Here is a 17,782-nt window from a genome sequence, read left to right on the forward strand (position 1 = left end):
CCACAACGGTATGCTAAGAACAAAAATGCCGTTCACTCTTAAGTGAACGGCATTATTCCTAGTGAAGGTCTTTTTTTATGTGAAATAGAATAGGGCGACTATTTTATTGCTGAAGGTGAACGCATGAATGTGTCAACTTTGGCGCCTTAAACCGTAAGGGATGAGCTACTTTTTCTTCTTAAGCAGAAAGATAGGGAAAAAATCAGATTTTTTTTACTTTTTCCCTTGAAAACCAGTTTGCAGCCCTTATCTATGGTGCATACGAAAGCAAATTACATTTGCACTTTAATTTTGTGTATTAGGGTTGATTCCCTGATTACCACCCCCACATATGTGGGTATAGCAAAAAACTAAATAATATATATTCGGAGATGGCCTGATGGGTAAAATCATTGGTATTGATTTAGGTACTACTAACTCTTGTGTTGCTGTTCTTGACGGCGACAAACCACGCGTAATTGAAAATGCTGAAGGCGAACGCACAACAGCATCAGTAATCGCATACACAGAAGGCGAAACGCTAGTTGGTCAACCTGCAAAACGTCAAGCTGTTACTAACCCTCAAAACACACTGTTCGCTATCAAGCGTCTAATCGGTCGTCGTTTTGAAGATGAAGAAGTTCAACGCGATATCGAAATCATGCCTTTCAACATTGTTAAGGCTGACAACGGTGATGCATGGGTAGAAGCGCAAGGCCAAAAAATGGCTGCTCCTCAAGTATCTGCTGAAGTTCTTAAGAAAATGAAGAAAACAGCTGAAGACTTCCTAGGCGAAGAAGTAACTGGCGCAGTAGTAACTGTTCCTGCTTACTTCAACGATGCTCAACGTCAAGCAACGAAAGATGCTGGCCGTATCGCTGGTCTAGATGTTAAACGTATCATCAACGAACCAACTGCTGCTGCTCTAGCTTACGGCCTAGACAAGCAAGGTGGTGATCGCACTATCGCTGTATACGACCTTGGTGGTGGTACATTCGATATCTCTATCATCGAAATCGATGAAGTAGAAGGCGAGAAGACTTTCGAAGTTCTTTCAACTAACGGTGACACTCACCTTGGTGGTGAAGATTTCGATAACCGCATGATCAACTACCTAGTAGATGAGTTCAAGAAAGAGCAAGGTATCGACCTTAAAGCTGATCCACTAGCAATGCAGCGTGTTAAAGAAGCAGCAGAAAAAGCGAAAATCGAGCTTTCTTCTACTACTCAAACTGACGTAAACCTACCTTACGTTACTGCTGATGCGACTGGTCCTAAGCACATGAACATCAAAGTGACTCGTGCGAAGCTTGAGTCTCTAGTTGAAGACCTAGTTCAACGTTCTCTTGAGCCACTAAAAGTTGCTCTAGCGGATGCTGACCTATCTGTAGGCGAAATCACTGACGTTATCCTAGTTGGTGGTCAAACTCGTATGCCTATGGTTCAAGCTAAAGTAACTGAATTCTTCGGTAAAGAGCCACGTAAAGACGTGAACCCTGACGAAGCTGTTGCAATGGGTGCTGCTGTTCAAGGTGGTGTACTAGCGGGTGACGTTAAAGACGTTCTACTACTAGACGTTACTCCTCTATCTTTCGGTATCGAAACGATGGGCGGCGTGATGACTAAGCTTATCGAGAAAAACACAACTATCCCTACTAAAGCGGATCAAGTGTTCTCTACAGCTGAAGACAACCAAAACGCAGTAACTATCCACGTTCTTCAAGGTGAGCGTAAGCAAGCGACTTACAACAAGTCTCTTGGTCAGTTTAACCTAGAAGGTATCCAACCAGCACCACGTGGCATGCCACAAATCGAAGTAACATTCGACCTAGATGCTGATGGTATCCTGAACGTATCTGCTAAAGATAAAGCAACAGGTAAAGAGCAGAAGATCACTATCCAAGCATCAGGCGGCCTGTCTGAGGAAGAGATCGAAGCAATGGTACAAGAAGCAGAAGCTAACAAAGAAGCGGACAAAAAGTTCGAAGAGCTAGTAACTGCACGTAACCAAGCTGACCAAATGATTCACGGCACTAAGAAGCAAGTAGAAGAAGCTGGTGAAGCTCTACCTGCAGACGAGAAAGCTAAAATCGAAGCGGCTATCACTGCACTAGAAGAAGTTAAGTCTGGTAACGATAAAGAAGCTATCGACGCTAAAGTTCAAGAACTGATGCAAGCAGCTCAAAAGCTAATGGAAATTGCTCAACAGAAAGCTCAAGCTGAACAAGCTGGTGCTGACGCTGGTGAACAACCTAAGCAAGACGATGATGTTGTAGACGCTGAGTTTGAAGAAGTTAAAGAAGACAAAAAATAATTTCGTCGCAGAGTAGCCTGATTTCGTTATCGGAAGTGTCCACCTACTAACGTAGGCTCCGCGCTTCCACTTAGGACTCAAGCTATCTGCTTAGAAATTTGTCTCAAAGACTTATTATTGCGGGCGTCAGAGGTAACTCTCACGCCCGTAAATTTGTATTTAGACTTGTCGATCTAGATAATAGCTTTATTCGGCATTTCAGCCGGCAGAACTTTTATCTAGATTGATACACAGACTACTGAAGTGATCATTCGGTAGTAGCAATTATTTTGGTGACCTAGAACATGTCAAAACGTGATTTTTACGAAGTATTAGGCGTAAGCCGCGATGCATCAGAGCGCGATATTAAAAAAGCGTACAAACGCTTAGCGATGAAATTCCACCCGGACCGTAACCAGGGTGATGAGACCGCAGCAGATAAGTTTAAAGAAGTAAAAGTAGCGTACGAGATCCTAACCGATTCTCAAAAGAAAGCAGCTTACGACCAATACGGTCATGCAGCCTTTGAACAAGGTGGCATGGGCGGCGGCGGTGGTTTTGGCGGCGGTGGCCAAGGTGACTTCGGCGATATCTTCGGTGACGTATTTGGCGACATCTTCGGCGGCGGTCGTCGTGGTGGCGGTCAACAGCGTGCACAACGTGGTTCAGATCTACGTTACAACATGGAACTTTCTCTAGAAGAAGCGGTTCGTGGTGTTTCTAAAGAAATCGAAGTACCAACACTTGTAGAGTGTGATACTTGTGACGGCAGCGGCGCGAAAGCGGGTTCTTCTGCACAAACGTGTGGCACTTGTCATGGCCACGGCCAAGTACAAATGCGCCAAGGTTTCTTTGCGGTTCAACAGACTTGTCCTACTTGTAACGGTAAAGGCAAGATCATCAAAGACCCATGTAACTCATGTCATGGTCAAGGTCGCAAACAGAAGACGAAAACACTTAACGTTAAGATCCCTGCTGGTGTTGATACTGGCGATCGTATTCGTCTATCAGGCGAAGGCGAAGCGGGAGAGCAAGGCGCTCCAGCTGGCGATCTGTACGTACAAGTACACGTAAAAGAGCACAACATCTTCGAACGTGACGGCAACAACCTTTACTGCGAAGTACCAGTAAGCTTCTCTATGGCTGCTCTAGGCGGTGAAGTTGAAGTTCCAACACTGGATGGTCGTGTAAACCTTAAAGTGCCAGAAGAAACACAAACGGGCCGTATGTTCCGTATGCGTGGCAAAGGCGTGAAAGGCGTTCGTGGCGGCGGTGTGGGTGACCTAATTGTTAAGCTAGTGGTTGAGACTCCAGTTAAGCTAAGCTCTCGCCAAAAAGAACTACTGCGTGAATTCGAAGAAACATGTTGTGGTGAAGCGGCAAGTAAGCATAAGCCAAAATCTGAAGGTTTCTTTAGCGGCGTTAAAAACTTCTTCGATGACCTAACTAAGTAATCAATTCATTGATGTATTAGGTTATTGATACTTTAGGTTGTTGATAATATTAGAAAAGCCTGCTCATGTAGCAGGCTTTTTTGTATCTGTAGATCAGGGGAAAAGAAGCTCGAGAAGAAAGAGTCGAGATTTATCAGATAAATTCTAGAGCCCTTTGGTGGTTGCTCTTGTTACTTCCAACACGCTTCTGGCTCTGAAACGCCAGAATGGTTTAGCTCCAAAATATCGGTCGTCGAATCTAAGCAATCATCGTTTGTTTGTGGTGAGAGTGGTTCAGCTTGAATTGAATAGGTGGAGCTACTCGCAGATATCGCTAGCGTGTACCGGTTAGTATCGGTATCACAAAACAAGCATGTCCCTCCTGAAATTATACTCTCTGCTGCCGATGCATAGTTCCCCGTGTACAAGGTCTCCATCTCCAGTTGCATCTTGGTCATATCGGCCATTGCTGTGACTCGATGCGCTTTGATGACATGGTTTGTATAACTTGGGTAAGCAATTGCACCGAGTATCCCCACGATAGCGACAGCGAGCAATAACTCGATCAATGTCATCCCTCTCATGCTTATGTTGTTGCTGTTGCATATATTTTTTCGAATCATCGCGAGTAGTTTCCTTTCATAACCCAGTACATTCTTCTCCGGTGGTAGCATCGCTGCAAGATTAAATACGGTTACGCACTGAATTACATAGGAATTTGGGAAATGACTCGCGGGTTTACGCTTCTAGAGCTGCTGATTACGGTCGTGGTACTTTCAGTACTGCTGGCTGCTGCTGCCCCGAGTTTTAGTTCTCTGTTAGCATCCTCCAAAATTCAAAGACTCGCCCCTGAGGTTCATGGTTTCTTGGTTACTGCGCGATCCGAAGCCATTGCCCGAAACCAAGAACTACACCTTCTATTTTTGGTTTCGAATACGTTAGGTGCGATTGAGGATACAGAAGGTGAGTGGGATTTGGTTCTCAGCACTACCGCTTCTTATGTGCCAGGTAATGTGGTGATGCATCTTGATGGTTCAGCCTATCAAGATATCACAGTCTCGTTCAGCTTTTTAAATCAGAACTCAATCTCTATTGATGGAGTAAGAGGTCGCTTTATTAATGGTAACGTCACCATAGCTTCAGTGAGTCCCCCGTCTGAAGAACTTTCTATTAAGGCATCAAATACAACAGGGCGTATTCGGATTTGCAGCAGCGACCCTAATAGCGATGGGCGCAACAGCATTGGTCACTATGGTTATGAGATCTGCAACTAAGCTTGCTCAAGGTAGTACCTTGGTAGAAATGATGGTGGCCTCTGCTATAGGCGTGATTGTTATAGGGACGATTGGTAGTGTGTTCATCACTAACCAACGTCTAAGCTCAGAGAAAAGCCTGGAGGTGCTCCTTTCACAAAACTTGTTCTCCACTGCACAAATGATGAAAGAAGAGATTTTGCGTGCCGGATATAACGCCAATGCCGGACAGTCGGTAAAGTTATCAGGTGCACCAAATACGATTTATGCCCAGCAAATCAGTGCTGATGAAGCTTATCTTGGTTTTGTTTATCTGCAAAATAGTACCTCATCTGCTTATCGAAATATTGTTTATCAGTTCAAAGACAATAAGCTCAACTACTGCCTTGGAGAATCGACCGATCTTTTGGCTATCGATGAAAAGCCATTTAGCAATGCAAGCGGTGATGTGACGATGACGTGTCAAAGTTTGTTCTTCGAACGACAAATTCAGATAGATGCGTTCTCTGTTTCTGTGAAAGACATATCGAGCAGTCAGGCGAGTTCTCAAAGGATCAACATGACGCTTGAGGCGTCGTTAGTGAATGCGGATTTGAGCCAAAAAGTGATGACATCCGTTGTGCAAAGGAACTGGCAATGAAGAGTGATAAGCAACAAGGAGCGATAACGCTGATGTTAGTCAGTATTCTCTTGATTGGTGTACTGATCGTTTCTCTTGGTTCATTTAAGGTCACGTTCTATCAAATCAAGCGGGCGCAAAATGAGGTCCAATCGCGCAAAGAACACTGGCAAGCGGAAGGTGGTTTAGAGTGCACTTACGCTTATCTACTTGAATTAGATAAAAGTGTTGCTGATATTCAAGATGCCAGTACTCGTCCAGCCGACTTTGCAGATTGGTGCTCTCCTTATCAAAATCAGCCTCAAATCGATGTATCGAGCAGTGCTAGTTCTAGTGCTTATTTGGTGACGTCTTCTTCGAACACCAACTCTCTTCATAAGACGATAAGAGAACATTCCCAGTTAGGCACGGGAGCAATCCAGTCGACAGGGCCAATAGAGATAGTTGGTACATTGAGCCTGAAGCCTACAGTTAAAGAAGAACCGATTAGTGGTAATGAATATGAATGCGTGAGTGTTACTTTTGCCGACCTTTTTACTTACCAATACGATTCAACACATGGTGATTCAGGACAAACGTTAGGCTTAGAAGTGCTTGACCCAAGTGCGGATGGTCCGTTTTCTGGTTTTGATGGCGTGTGTGATAGCGACTATAAGACGGAGATCCCTAAAGGCAGTTCGGGAAGTAGTTATTCAATCTATGCGCCTGATTCCTATCAAGGAACGAATCCGCTTCCCTTCAAAAAAGATTTTAATCCTGATCCTAATATGAACCCGTTTTATACCTTTTTTGGTATCGCTAAAACGGATCAAAATATTGTCGACTTATCTCAAGACACTGACCTTTTTAAGCACGTACAGATACTGAATGCGACAGAGTGTGGCACCGAAATCATGGACCATTTTACTCCTGGGCAAACCAAGGGATTGTGGGTTGAGGGAAATTGCTATATCAATTCAGCGGTTGCCGCCGCCAACAATCAATCTCAACTTCTAGTGATTCAAGATGGTGTGCTCGCGTTAAATGGTGCCATGACTTACAACGGTGTGATTTATCATTTGGTCGATTATCAAAAGAGTCATGTTAAAACTCGTATAGATGACTTCTGGGAAGCGCTTGTTACTCCTAATGTATTTGCACCTTTTATCAAAGACATCGATGACGCTACCGTCCTGAAAAAAAGTGTCGGGATTCAATTTGCTTCTGGTTTACCTTCAGGTGGCCTTATCTTCGATTCGCCACTTGGGGTGACAACGATTGTGGGTGATATGGATTTGGATTTTCGTTCAGAGTCTAATCCGAGTGATCCGCCTTCTATTTATCAATGGAAGCGAGGATCATGGAATGACTTCTAAACAACGAGGTTTCAGTTTGATAGAGGTGCTTATCTCTTTTTTGCTCATCGGTGTTGCTTCGTTAGGGTTGGTTAAGCTGCAAGTTTATGCGGAGCAAAAGTCGGACTTTGCGCTTCACAGTGTACAGGCACTTCACTTTGCTGAAAGGCAGATGGAGTATTATCGAACTCGCGCGCTCAATGTTAGTGGGGCGGTAGGGCTTATTCCTTTTGAGGAACTAAATCAATCGAGCTACTGTCTCAACATTGCGAGTTCAGATCCCTTATCCGGTTTATCGGGCTCTGCGTATTCGATGACATGTGAAGTCACCAATGCGAGCGGAGCCTTATCTGGCGCGCTCAAAAACATTACTGTCACAATTGCATGGCAAGATCGTATGAACCGCGCGCAAAGTATTTATCTCGAAACTATGCTCTCCAAATACAGTGAGTTTGATTGACCCTCAAGCAAACGTTTACTGCATGCCAAGGCCTACGCATCCCCTTTACTGATAGTTTTCACTCCTCGGACATTGTTTACGTGCCAGTTAAAACTCTGTATATGGAATGGTGTTTTTTGTGTTTTTATATTGTTGCTGTTGTACAGTATTTTTGCAAAATATGTCTCCATTTATGGAAAATGATGTGGAACCTTGTGCTTTTTAACAGCGACTTTAATAGAATATGTGCTGTACCAATAGGCCGTGGTCAAAACTTATATTAGGCCTAAACAAAACAACATCACATATGGAGTTACAATGAGTAACCAAGCCGTAAAAAAAGCACCATCGACTGAGAAGATCAGTGGTATGGACCGCTTTCTAAACTTCATTGAACGCGCCGGCAACAAAATTCCAGATCCAGCAATCCTGTTCTTCTGGGCTCTAGTTATTGTATGGGTAGCATCTGCACTTTTATCGAATCTTTCATTCGACTTAATCAACCCTCAAACGGGTGCTGCTCTTGAAGTAAACAACCTACTAACTGGTGAAGCGCTTGCTAGCTTCCTAGCGAATATGGTTACCACATTCACAGGCTTCGCACCTCTAGGCATCGTACTTGTTGCTATGCTAGGTGTTGGCGTTGCAGACTCTTCAGGCTTCATTACGACTGGCCTTAAGAAGATGCTTAACTTCACGCCAGCTAAGCTACTAACGCCGATGCTAATCTTGGTTGCTATCGTGTCTCACACAGCAGCTGATGCAGGTTACGTTCTAGTAATCCCTCTTGGCGGTATCATCTTCCACGCTGCGGGTCGTCACCCTCTAGCGGGTATTGCAGCAGCGTTTGCTGGTGTATCAGGTGGTTTCTCAGCGAACTTTATCCCTTCAGGTATTGATCCGCTACTAGCTGGTTTCACTCAAACAGCGGCAAACGTTCTTGACCCTGCATATGTGATCAACCCTCTAGCGAACATCTTCTTTACTGGTTTGTCTTCAATTCTAATTGTGGCAATTGGTTGGTACGTTACAGAGAAAATTATCGAGCCTCGTCTTGCTAATACGCCTGTAGATGAAGATGCAGAACAAGCACCTGATCTAGGTACGTTCACAGCCATTGAATCTAAAGCATTCAAATTCGCTGGTTGGGCAATGGTTGCCGGTATTGGTCTGCTTATCGCGGCTCTAATGCCTGAAAACTCAGCACTTCGTTCACCTGAAGGCGAATTAACGGCGTTCTCAGCACCAGTAATGAAGTCTATCGTTCCTCTGATCTTCATCCTGTTTATTATTCCGGGTATCGTCTACGGCCGTGTAGCGGGTACATTCAAGAATAGTAATGATGTTATCAAAGCAATGTCTGAGACGATGGCAACGATGGGCGCATACATTGTAATGTCGTTCTTCTGTGCTCAGTTCCTATCTGCATTCGCTCAATCAAACATCGGTACTATGCTGGCACTTTACGGTGCTGAAGGCTTGAAAGCGATGGACCTTCCAGGTGAAGCAACGGTTGTTGGTATGATTCTACTAACGGCTGCAGTTAACCTTCTTGTTGGTTCTGCTTCAGCTAAGTGGGCACTGATTGGTCCTATCCTAGTTCCAATGCTAATGGTTGTGGGTATCTCTCCTGAGCTATCTCAAGCGGCTTACCGTGTAGGTGACTCAGTGTCTAACATCATCTCTCCACTAATGGTGTTCTTCCCACTGGTTGTTGTTTACTGTCAGCGCTACGTTAAGTCGACAGGTATCGGTACTCTAGCTTCTCTAATGATGCCATTCTCGATTGCGATGTTAATCGGTTGGTCTATCTTCTTGCTAGCTTACTGGGCTCTTGGTATCCCACTAGGTATCCAAGCACCTTACACTTACACAATGTAAGATTGAACTAAGCAAAACTAAGCTTTATTCATTGCTAAGCCCGCACCGAAATGTGCGGGCTTTTTTTCGCTATTTTTTCCGTTTTTTATATCCAAGGTTTTTATATCCAAAACTTTCTATATCCAAAACTTTTTATATTCAAAACTTTCTATATCCCAAATAAACGCACTCAGCTTATACTCCGGATTACGGCTAATTGTTGGCCGGTAAATTTAGGAAATCCAAGCCACATGAAAATTCTGCTTTTAGTAGGGTTAATTGTTTTAAATGGTCTGTTTGCCATGTTTGAGATTGCATTGGTAGCAGCAAAAAATAGTCGGCTGAAACGCTTAGCCGAAAAACACCGCTCCGCTCAGGTTGCTCTTGATCTCAAAGAAAACCCAACCCGCTTCCTCTCTACAATCCAAATCGGTATCACGGTAATCGGCCTACTCAGCGGGATTGTGGGTGAGGCGACGCTATCGGCTCCACTAGCCGTTCAACTTGAACTGTGGGGACTAGACCCAACATAAGCGAACATCTTGTCTACTGCGGTTGTGGTGGTAGGTATTACTTATTTCGCTATCGTTGTCGGTGAGTTGGTACAAAAGCGTTTTGCTCAGTCTCAAGCTGAAAACATTGCTGTGTTAGTCGCGCTGCCAATCTTCTGGTTATCTAAAATCGCGACGCCGTTTGTGTTTGCGTTGTCGGCTTCAACGGAAGGTATTCTTAAGTTGATGGGCCGAGGCGGTGAAGAAGATAGCGTTACCGAAGATGATATCCATGCACTTGTGAAAGAGGGCTCAGAATCGGGTGTGATTGAACGCGGCGAACAAGAGATGATTCGTAATATCTTGCAGCTTGATGATCGTCTTGTGAGCTCATTGATGACTCCGCGTCGAGACATCGACTTTCTGGATGTCGACCAACCCGTTGAGCAGATATTAAAGAAACTGCGTTCATCAAAACACAGTGTGTTTCCATTGTGCCAAGATCACCTCAATAAAGTGGTGGGTACAGTGTCAGCCAAAGCCTTGCTGAATCAGGCGGGCAATCTAAGCATTCAAGTGATCATGGGGCTGTCTCGCTCGCCGATCTATGTTCCAGAATCGATGAAAGCTCTGCGTCTACTTGGCTACTTTAAAGAGTCGGGCACCGAGATGGCATTCATTGTCGACGAGTATGGCGATGTTCAAGGTCTTGTGACTCATTACGATATTCTTGAGGCGATTGCTGGCGAGCTATCGAATAATCCGAACGATCTTTGGACCGAGCAAGTGGAAGACGGTTTGTTGGTGGATGGATTGATTCCTATCAGTGAACTGAAAAACCGTTTAGAGCTATCGGATTTTGAGGGCGAAAGCGAGAGCTTCCAAACGTTGAATGGCCTTGTGACTTGGTTAATAGGGCGCTTACCGGATGCAGGCGAAGTTGTTCAATACCAGCAGTGGCAGTTTGAAATTATCTCTGTTGAGAATAACCGTATTGTGAGCATCAAAGCGACGCCAATAGCCGGTGACACAGAAGACGCTAATAGCTAACAGTTCGACCAACCAGCAAGCGGCAATGGTTCATTGTCTCTTGTTGTCTTAACCTCTTTATTGTTCATTATCACGAAGATTAGGTATGCTTCACCGCATACCTGTTTTCGTTTTTATCCTTTGTTTTCTGGAGTTCCCTTTGTCAGACCATCAATTCACCCCTCAAGATGAAATCTTCATGCGACGCGCCATTGAGGTAGCTAAGCAAGCAGAGAGCGAGGGAGAGGTTCCAGTGGGTGCGGTATTAGTGAAAGATGGGCAGATTATCTCTGAAGGATGGAACCGTTCGATTGGCAGCCACGATGCAACGGCACACGCAGAAATTGAAACCTTGCGTAAAGCCGGTCAAACCTTAGAAAACTATCGGCTACTCGATACCACTTTATACGTTACGCTAGAGCCTTGCCCAATGTGCGCAGGTGCCTTGCTACACAGCCGAGTAAAGCGCATTGTGTTTGGTGCTCCAGACTTAAAAGCAGGCGCTGCAGGTACAGTGTTGAATTTGTTTGAAAGCCAGGCCTCATACCACTATGCCGACGTTGAACATGGTTTGTTAGAGGAAGAGTGCCGTGAGCAATTACAAGCGTTTTTCAAGCGTCGTAGAAAAGAGATAAAAGAGAAGCGAAAGCAAGAACGTCTGTTGGAAGAGCAGCGTTTAGAAGCAGAGATGAAGGCTGGCAATAAGAAATAGCAGCGTACTTTCGGCACTCTCTATCGCAAGAGTGCCAAGCAAACTGACTGAGTAACTACATTTACTCAGCAATCATCTGCATGAAAGCGCGATTGCGCCAAATGATCTTCTTCTTATTATTTGAAAGCATACGCTTACGACGGTTTGCAGCAACGGTCTTATCAAGGCGTTTCGATTTCAGTTTCTTCATCATTTCAATGATTTCCTATTTGTCGTCTGACTTTTTAGTTTGGACTAACGATTTAATTATAGTGTTATTCGTTTGTTTGGCCTGTCGCACGCTTGGCTTAAATAGAAGAGCAGTTCTAGTCTAAAGCCAGCATTGCAGTGCAACAGAGCATAATCTTGATTGTGGTGTGCCGTTATAAGGTTCGATTGTTACTGCAATATGACACTCTAGATCTCATCATCATTTTCTTGCCTGCTTCCCTTATCCCTTAGTGACGAAAGAAGAGTCGAAAAAAGACAATAAAAAAGAGCAATGCTAGATGGCATTGCTCTTTTGGGTTTTACTGTGAAGGCTCAGAACTGCTTACTGTCGACTGAGCTGCGCTGATACTCGATTCAGCACCTGAGGTTTCTAAAGGTGGGATCACCACCAAACCTTCAAGGGTCGCTTCTTGTTCTTTATTGCGCTTATTTACATGGCCAATAATGCTTTGGTAATAACGGCGAATGTTTTCAACGTAGTTTCTCGCTTCATCACCACGCGCATACCCATATCGAGTTTGGCTGTAGTACTTCTTCTGTCTTAACAGAGGTAATCTGTCTTTCACATCGCCCCAAGCATCAGGATCTCCTCCTTGTGCCTTCGTGAGGCGACGCGCGTCCATCATGTGCCCGTAACCGACATTGTATGAAGCAAGTGCAAACCAGATCTTTTCGTGTTGAGTGATTGAATCTGGTACTCGGTTCACGATACGACGCAGGTACTCAACACCGCCTTGTACCGACTGGTTCGGGTCGAGACGGTTGGTTACCCCAACACTCTTCGCGGTGGGCAGTGTCAACATCATCATGCCACGAACACCCGTTGGTGAGCGCGCAACAGGGTTCCAGTGTGATTCTTGGTAGGCCAAAGCGGCAATCAAGCGCCAATCAAATTCTTGAGAGTACCTTTGAAATAGCGGCGACCATTTTGGCAACTTGCTGTCCAGTGCGCGGATAAAGGCACGAGTATCAACGTAGTCAAAAGTGCCGATGTGACCGATGTATTTCTCTTCTAGTGAAGCCAGTTCACCAGACTGTTTTAGGTTACCGAAGAACTCAATCAGCAAAGCATACAGGCTTTCATCTTCCGATCTATTTAGGTACCAAGAGATAGGTTGGTCTTCTGTCAGCTCAAATGCCAAGGCAACATCTGGGTACAAACGTTGCGCCAGTGATAGCTCGATAGAGTCGGCCACTGTGAATAAACGTTCGCCTGTTGATACTTCTTTTAGCAGGTCATTGATGTCTGCATTGCCAACCGCGTCATAGATGAAGTCATCGTGCGTTTTCTGCAGCAGTTTGAGTGTTGGTTCAAAGTGTGAGTCTTTCACCACAACCAAAGATGGCGTTAATGTGTCAGTAGACGCCGCCTCTTCTGATTCAGTTTGTGCTTTAACAAAGTCAACCTGACGCTCATTCTCGAAATTGATCAGTTGTTCAAGGTTTCTCGGTCGCCACTGGCCTTTTTTGTATACGACCTGTTGGCTTACGTAGTAATAAGCAGGTGCGGCGCGATAAGCTCGTGTCAGTTTGTTGTTTTGCGTTAAGCCGGTCGCGATAAGATCGATTTCGCCTTTCTGCAGTGCAGGGAACAAGCCAGACAAACGGTAAGCGGGTTTAACCTCAAGCTTTACACCAAGCTCCTGCGCAAATTCACGAGCTAATTCGTAATCCAAGCCAGCAGGACCATCAGGACCGATGTAATAAGAGAGTTGGTTATTTAGGGTGCCGACACGAAGAACGCCACGATCTCGTATCTGCTCAAGGACACTTTTAGGTTCAGATTCAATCTGGCATCCAGCCAACCCAAATAGGGCGATGGCGAGCAGAAGGAACTTAGACGAAAAGATGAGCGTAAATTTAGGCATCAAAATGAAATCTCGAAAAGTGGAAGCTCCTTTATACCAAACCCCGCAAGGCTGGCAAAGCAGGTTTAATTAAACAGTTGTAAAAGTGGTGATAAATGCAGCAAAAGTACCATTTACGCAGAAAGATAAAAAAAATCACGCAAACGGTTGCTTTTGGTGTTACGTCACAAAAAGAAATGCTTTATAATGCGCTCGCATTGAAGAGGTGGGATCGGCATAGGTTTTTAAACCTTCGGGAATAGCTTCGAAGAAAACAGTTAGGTTTTTCCTTTAACCCACTGAATTTATTCCAATACTACCTTAATCAACTGCATAAGAGACGTAAGCACATGAGAATTTTGCGTGGCTCCCCAGCTCTATCTGAGTTTCGTGTTAACAAGCTTTTAGAGCTTTGTCGTGAATTAAGCTTACCTGTAACAGGTATTTACGCTGAGTTTGCCCACTTTGCTGATCTAACGGCAGACCTAGATGAGTCTGAAGTTGAGAAGCTAGAAAAGCTACTGACTTACGGTCCAACGATTGAAGAGCATGAACCTGAAGGTTTACTGCTGCTTGCAACGCCACGCCCAGGCACTATCTCGCCTTGGTCTTCAAAATCAACAGATATCGCACACAACTGCGGACTGGCTAAAGTGTCACGTCTAGAGCGCGGTACTGCTTTCTACATTGAAACCTCTGCTGAACTTTCTGAACTTCAACTTGTTGAGCTGAAAGCAATCCTGCACGACCGTATGATGGAAGTGGTTTTCACTGACTTCGAATCAGCGGCGGCACTATTTACCGTTGCTGAGCCTGCTCCTTATGCGGAAGTTGACCTACTAACTGGTGGACGTAAAGCGCTTGAAAAAGCAAACGTTACCCTAGGTCTTGCACTTGCAGAAGATGAGATTGATTACCTTCTTGAAAGCTTCACTGAGAAGCTAGGTCGTAACCCGACGGACATCGAGCTAATGATGTTTGCACAAGCGAACTCAGAGCACTGTCGTCATAAGATCTTTAACGCTGATTGGACTATCGATGGCGTTAAGCAAGAAAAATCATTGTTCAAGATGATTAAGAACACCTTTGAAACGACACCAGAACATGTTCTGTCTGCTTATAAAGATAACGCAGCGGTAATGACAGGTTCTGAAGTTGGTCGTTTCTTCCCAGATCCAGAAACTCGCCAGTACAGCTACCACCAAGAAAAAACACACATCTTGATGAAAGTTGAAACGCACAACCACCCAACGGCAATCTCACCGTGGCCAGGCGCATCGACAGGTTCAGGCGGTGAAATCCGTGATGAAGGCGCAACCGGTATTGGTGGTAAGCCAAAAGCGGGTCTTGTTGCTTTCTCTGTATCTAACCTTAAGATCCCGAACTTCGTTCAACCTTGGGAAACTGACTTTGGTAAGCCAAGCCGTATCGTTACTGCTCTGGATATCATGCTTGAAGGTCCTCTTGGTGGCGCGGCATTCAACAACGAATTTGGTCGTCCAAACCTACTTGGCTACTTCCGTACTTACGAAGAGAAAGTAAACTCTCACGCAGGTGAAGAAGTGCGTGGTTACCACAAACCAATCATGCTAGCTGGTGGTCTTGGCAACATCCGTGATGAGCACGTTCAGAAGAAAGAGATCCCGGTAGGTGCAAGCCTAATCGTTCTAGGTGGTCCTGCGATGAACATCGGCCTTGGCGGCGGTGCGGCATCTTCAATGGATTCTGGTTCTTCTTCTGAAGATCTTGATTTCGCTTCTGTACAACGTGAAAACCCAGAGATGGAGCGTCGTTGTCAGGAAGTTATCGACCGTTGTTGGCAGCTTGGTGATGCGAACCCAATCGCATTTATCCACGATGTGGGCGCGGGCGGTATCTCGAATGCTCTTCCTGAGCTAGTCGACGATGGCGAGCGTGGCGGTATCTTTAATCTACGTGACGTGCCAAACGATGAGCCGGGCATGAGCCCACTTGAGATCTGGTGTAACGAATCTCAAGAGCGTTATGTAATGGCGGTTGCTGATAAAGACATGGCAACGTTCGACGCGATTTGTAAGCGTGAACGTGCACCGTACGCAGTGGTTGGTAAAGCAACTGAAGAACGTGATCTGAAATTAGAAGATTCACACTTCGACAACACGCCAATCGACATGCCAATGGACATCCTATTAGGTAAAACACCTAAGATGCACCGTGACGCGAAAACGCTAAAAGCTAACAACCCTGCGATTGACCGTTCTGGCATCGAGATGAACGAAGCGGTTGACCGTGTTCTTCGCTTGCCAACAGTCGCTGAGAAAACATTCCTTATCACCATCGGTGACCGCTCGGTAACAGGCCTTGTAGCTCGTGACCAAATGGTTGGTCCATGGCAGGTTCCTGTTGCTAACTGCGCAGTAACAGCGGCAAGCTACGACTCTTACCACGGTGAGGCTATGTCTCTTGGTGAGCGTACGCCAGTGGCACTTCTAGACTTCGGCGCATCGGCTCGTCTAGCGGTTGGTGAAGCAATTACTAACATCGCAGCGACCAACATCGGCGATATCAAACACATTAAACTGTCGGCTAACTGGATGTCTCCAGCAGGTCACCCAGGTGAAGATGCAGGTCTTTACGAAGCGGTTAAAGCGGTTGGTGAAGAACTATGTCCAGCTCTGGGCCTAACTATCCCAGTGGGTAAAGACTCAATGTCGATGAAGACTAAGTGGGAAGAGAATGGCGAGCAGAAAGAAGTAACGTCTCCGCTATCTCTTGTTATCACTGCGTTTGCACGTGTTGAAGATGTTCGTAAGACGATTACTCCTCAGCTTCGCACTGACAAAGGTAATACAAGCCTAGTTCTTATCGACCTAGGTAACGGCAAAAACCGTATGGGTGCAACAGCACTTGCACAGGTTTACAAGCAGCTTGGTGACAAGCCAGCAGACGTAGACAACGCAGCGCAACTAAAAGGTTTCTACGAAGGCGTTCAAGCACTTGTAGCGAACGACCAAGTTGTCGCTTACCACGATAAAGGCGATGGTGGTCTATTCGTAACGCTAGCAGAAATGGCATTCGCAGGTCACTGTGGTGTTAATGCAAACATTGAAGCGTTAGGTGAAGACACGCTAGCAGCACTGTTCAACGAAGAGCTAGGTGCAGTAATCCAAGTCCGTAACGACGACCTAGACGCAGTACTTTCTACTCTTGCAGCTAACGGTCTAGAAGCATGTTCTCATGTGATTGGCAGCGTTGTTGGTGAAGGGGAAGCATCAGATGAACTAGTGATTAAGTCTGGCGAGTCTGTAGTGATTGAACGTAACCGTACTGAACTACGTACTATCTGGGCTGAGACAACGCACAAGATGCAAGGTCTGCGTGATAACCCAGTATGTGCTGGCCAAGAACACGAAGCGAAGAAAGACAACTCGGACCCAGGTCTGAACGTGAAACTGAGCTTTGACGTAAACGAAGACATCGCAGCACCGTTCATCAACACAGGTGCTAAGCCTAAGATGGCGATTCTACGTGAGCAGGGTGTTAACTCTCACGTTGAAATGGCAGCAGCATTCGACCGTGCAGGCTTCGAAGCAACTGATATTCACATGAGCGACATCCTAACAGGTCAAGCGGTACTAGAAGAATACAACGGCCTTGTGGCATGTGGTGGCTTCTCTTACGGTGATGTACTAGGTGCTGGTGAAGGTTGGGCGAAGTCGGTTTTGTTTAATGACTCGACTCGTGACCAGTTTGAAAACTTCTTCAAGCGTGAAGATACCTTCTCTCTAGGTGTGTGTAACGGTTGTCAGATGCTGTCGAATCTACGTGAACTTATCCCAGGTGCGGAGTACTGGCCACGTTTCGTTCGCAACGAATCTGAGCGCTTTGAAGCACGTTTCAGCCTAGTAGAAGTTCAGAAGTCAGATTCTGTATTCTTCAACGGCATGGAAGGTTCTCGTATGCCAATCGCTGTTTCTCACGGTGAAGGCCGCGTAGAAGTACGTGATAACGACCACCTAAACGCGATTGAAAACTCAGGTACGGTTGCTCTACGTTACGTTGATAACAACGGTAACCAAACGCAGCAATACCCGAATAACCCGAATGGTTCGCCAAACGCTATCACAGGTTTAACAACGACTGACGGCCGCGTGACAATTATGATGCCTCACCCAGAGCGTGTATTCCGTACGGTTGCAAACTCTTGGTCTCCGGAAGGTTGGGGCGAGAATGGCGCTTGGATGCGTATGTTCCAAAACGCACGTAAGAACGTGGGTTAATTGAAAACGATTTAAACAGTGTTA

General features: G+C 45.5%; 12 protein-coding genes and 1 pseudogene. 10 read left to right on the forward strand and 3 right to left on the reverse strand.

Features of this window, described 5'->3' with window-relative positions:
- Positions 1-379: 379 nt before the first annotated feature.
- A complete protein-coding gene (dnaK, locus tag ACED41_RS12720) occupies positions 380-2,293 on the forward strand; it encodes a molecular chaperone DnaK (RefSeq protein ID WP_017067645.1) in 1,914 nt (637 codons plus the stop codon).
- A 284-nt stretch (positions 2,294-2,577) separates the two neighbouring features.
- On the forward strand, positions 2,578-3,726 hold the full coding sequence (gene dnaJ / locus ACED41_RS12725; RefSeq protein WP_048608049.1) for a molecular chaperone DnaJ: 1,149 nt from the start codon (positions 2,578-2,580) through the stop codon (positions 3,724-3,726).
- A gap of 170 nt (positions 3,727-3,896) precedes the next feature.
- Here the strand turns inward: dnaJ and ACED41_RS12730 are convergent, their stop codons facing one another.
- Positions 3,897-4,328, reverse strand: a complete 432-nt coding sequence (locus ACED41_RS12730; protein WP_371725085.1) for a type IV pilin protein — start codon at positions 4,326-4,328, stop codon at positions 3,897-3,899.
- Positions 4,329-4,430: 102 nt separating this feature from the next.
- Between ACED41_RS12730 and ACED41_RS12735 the strand changes: the two genes are divergently transcribed.
- The 7 genes and pseudogenes from ACED41_RS12735 (at position 4,431) to tadA (ending at position 11,442) form a co-directional block, all read left to right on the forward strand.
- A complete protein-coding gene (locus ACED41_RS12735) occupies positions 4,431-4,979 on the forward strand; it encodes a Tfp pilus assembly protein FimT/FimU (RefSeq protein ID WP_371725086.1) in 549 nt (182 codons plus the stop codon).
- On the forward strand, positions 4,963-5,598 hold the full coding sequence (locus tag ACED41_RS12740; protein ID WP_371725087.1) for a PilW family protein: 636 nt from the start codon (positions 4,963-4,965) through the stop codon (positions 5,596-5,598). Before ACED41_RS12735 ends, ACED41_RS12740 begins: the two co-directional genes overlap by 17 nt.
- Entirely contained in the window at positions 5,595-6,932 is a 1,338-nt protein-coding gene (locus ACED41_RS12745; RefSeq protein WP_371725088.1) for a hypothetical protein, read from the forward strand. Before ACED41_RS12740 ends, ACED41_RS12745 begins: the two co-directional genes overlap by 4 nt.
- Positions 6,922-7,371 (forward strand): prepilin-type N-terminal cleavage/methylation domain-containing protein, encoded by a 450-nt coding sequence (locus ACED41_RS12750; protein ID WP_371725089.1) that lies wholly within the window; start codon positions 6,922-6,924, stop codon positions 7,369-7,371. The genes ACED41_RS12745 and ACED41_RS12750 overlap by 11 nt, the downstream gene beginning before the upstream one ends.
- A gap of 297 nt (positions 7,372-7,668) precedes the next feature.
- Positions 7,669-9,231 (forward strand): AbgT family transporter, encoded by a 1,563-nt coding sequence (locus tag ACED41_RS12755; protein WP_017059875.1) that lies wholly within the window; start codon positions 7,669-7,671, stop codon positions 9,229-9,231.
- Between the two features lie 230 nt (positions 9,232-9,461).
- Positions 9,462-10,751, forward strand: a pseudogene (locus tag ACED41_RS12760) (hemolysin family protein).
- Positions 10,752-10,836: 85 nt separating this feature from the next.
- Entirely contained in the window at positions 10,837-11,442 is a 606-nt protein-coding gene (gene tadA / locus ACED41_RS12765; protein WP_371725090.1) for a tRNA adenosine(34) deaminase TadA, read from the forward strand.
- A gap of 61 nt (positions 11,443-11,503) precedes the next feature.
- Here the strand turns inward: tadA and ACED41_RS12770 are convergent, their stop codons facing one another.
- Positions 11,504-11,635 (reverse strand): hypothetical protein, encoded by a 132-nt coding sequence (locus ACED41_RS12770; RefSeq protein ID WP_017059878.1) that lies wholly within the window; start codon positions 11,633-11,635, stop codon positions 11,504-11,506.
- Between the two features lie 316 nt (positions 11,636-11,951).
- Entirely contained in the window at positions 11,952-13,520 is a 1,569-nt protein-coding gene (gene mltF / locus ACED41_RS12775; protein ID WP_371725091.1) for a membrane-bound lytic murein transglycosylase MltF, read from the reverse strand.
- Between the two features lie 329 nt (positions 13,521-13,849).
- On the opposite strand from mltF, the gene purL reads away from it, so the two are divergent.
- The gene (gene purL / locus ACED41_RS12780; protein ID WP_371725092.1) at positions 13,850-17,758 is read left to right on the forward strand and encodes a phosphoribosylformylglycinamidine synthase; all 3,909 of its coding nucleotides are present in this window, start codon (positions 13,850-13,852) and stop codon (positions 17,756-17,758) included.
- Positions 17,759-17,782 lie beyond the last annotated feature (24 nt).

Origin of the sequence: Vibrio sp. 1F255 (genome assembly GCF_041439145.1) — a bacterium.
Lineage (GTDB): Bacteria > Pseudomonadota > Gammaproteobacteria > Enterobacterales > Vibrionaceae > Vibrio > Vibrio crassostreae_C.

Bases quoted from the DNA above. Each gene is read 5' to 3' on its own strand.
- dnaK (WP_017067645.1), top strand. From the start codon at position 380: ATGGGTAAAATCATTGGTATTGATTTAGGTACTACTAACTCTTGTGTT.
- dnaJ (WP_048608049.1), top strand. From the start codon at position 2,578: ATGTCAAAACGTGATTTTTACGAAGTATTAGGCGTAAGCCGCGATGCA.
- ACED41_RS12730 (WP_371725085.1), bottom strand. From the start codon at position 4,328: ATGATTCGAAAAAATATATGCAACAGCAACAACATAAGCATGAGAGGG.
- ACED41_RS12735 (WP_371725086.1), top strand. From the start codon at position 4,431: ATGACTCGCGGGTTTACGCTTCTAGAGCTGCTGATTACGGTCGTGGTA.
- ACED41_RS12740 (WP_371725087.1), top strand. From the start codon at position 4,963: ATGAGATCTGCAACTAAGCTTGCTCAAGGTAGTACCTTGGTAGAAATG.
- ACED41_RS12745 (WP_371725088.1), top strand. From the start codon at position 5,595: ATGAAGAGTGATAAGCAACAAGGAGCGATAACGCTGATGTTAGTCAGT.
- ACED41_RS12750 (WP_371725089.1), top strand. From the start codon at position 6,922: ATGACTTCTAAACAACGAGGTTTCAGTTTGATAGAGGTGCTTATCTCT.
- ACED41_RS12755 (WP_017059875.1), top strand. From the start codon at position 7,669: ATGAGTAACCAAGCCGTAAAAAAAGCACCATCGACTGAGAAGATCAGT.
- tadA (WP_371725090.1), top strand. From the start codon at position 10,837: ATGCTTCACCGCATACCTGTTTTCGTTTTTATCCTTTGTTTTCTGGAG.
- ACED41_RS12770 (WP_017059878.1), bottom strand. From the start codon at position 11,635: ATGATGAAGAAACTGAAATCGAAACGCCTTGATAAGACCGTTGCTGCA.
- mltF (WP_371725091.1), bottom strand. From the start codon at position 13,520: ATGCCTAAATTTACGCTCATCTTTTCGTCTAAGTTCCTTCTGCTCGCC.
- purL (WP_371725092.1), top strand. From the start codon at position 13,850: ATGAGAATTTTGCGTGGCTCCCCAGCTCTATCTGAGTTTCGTGTTAAC.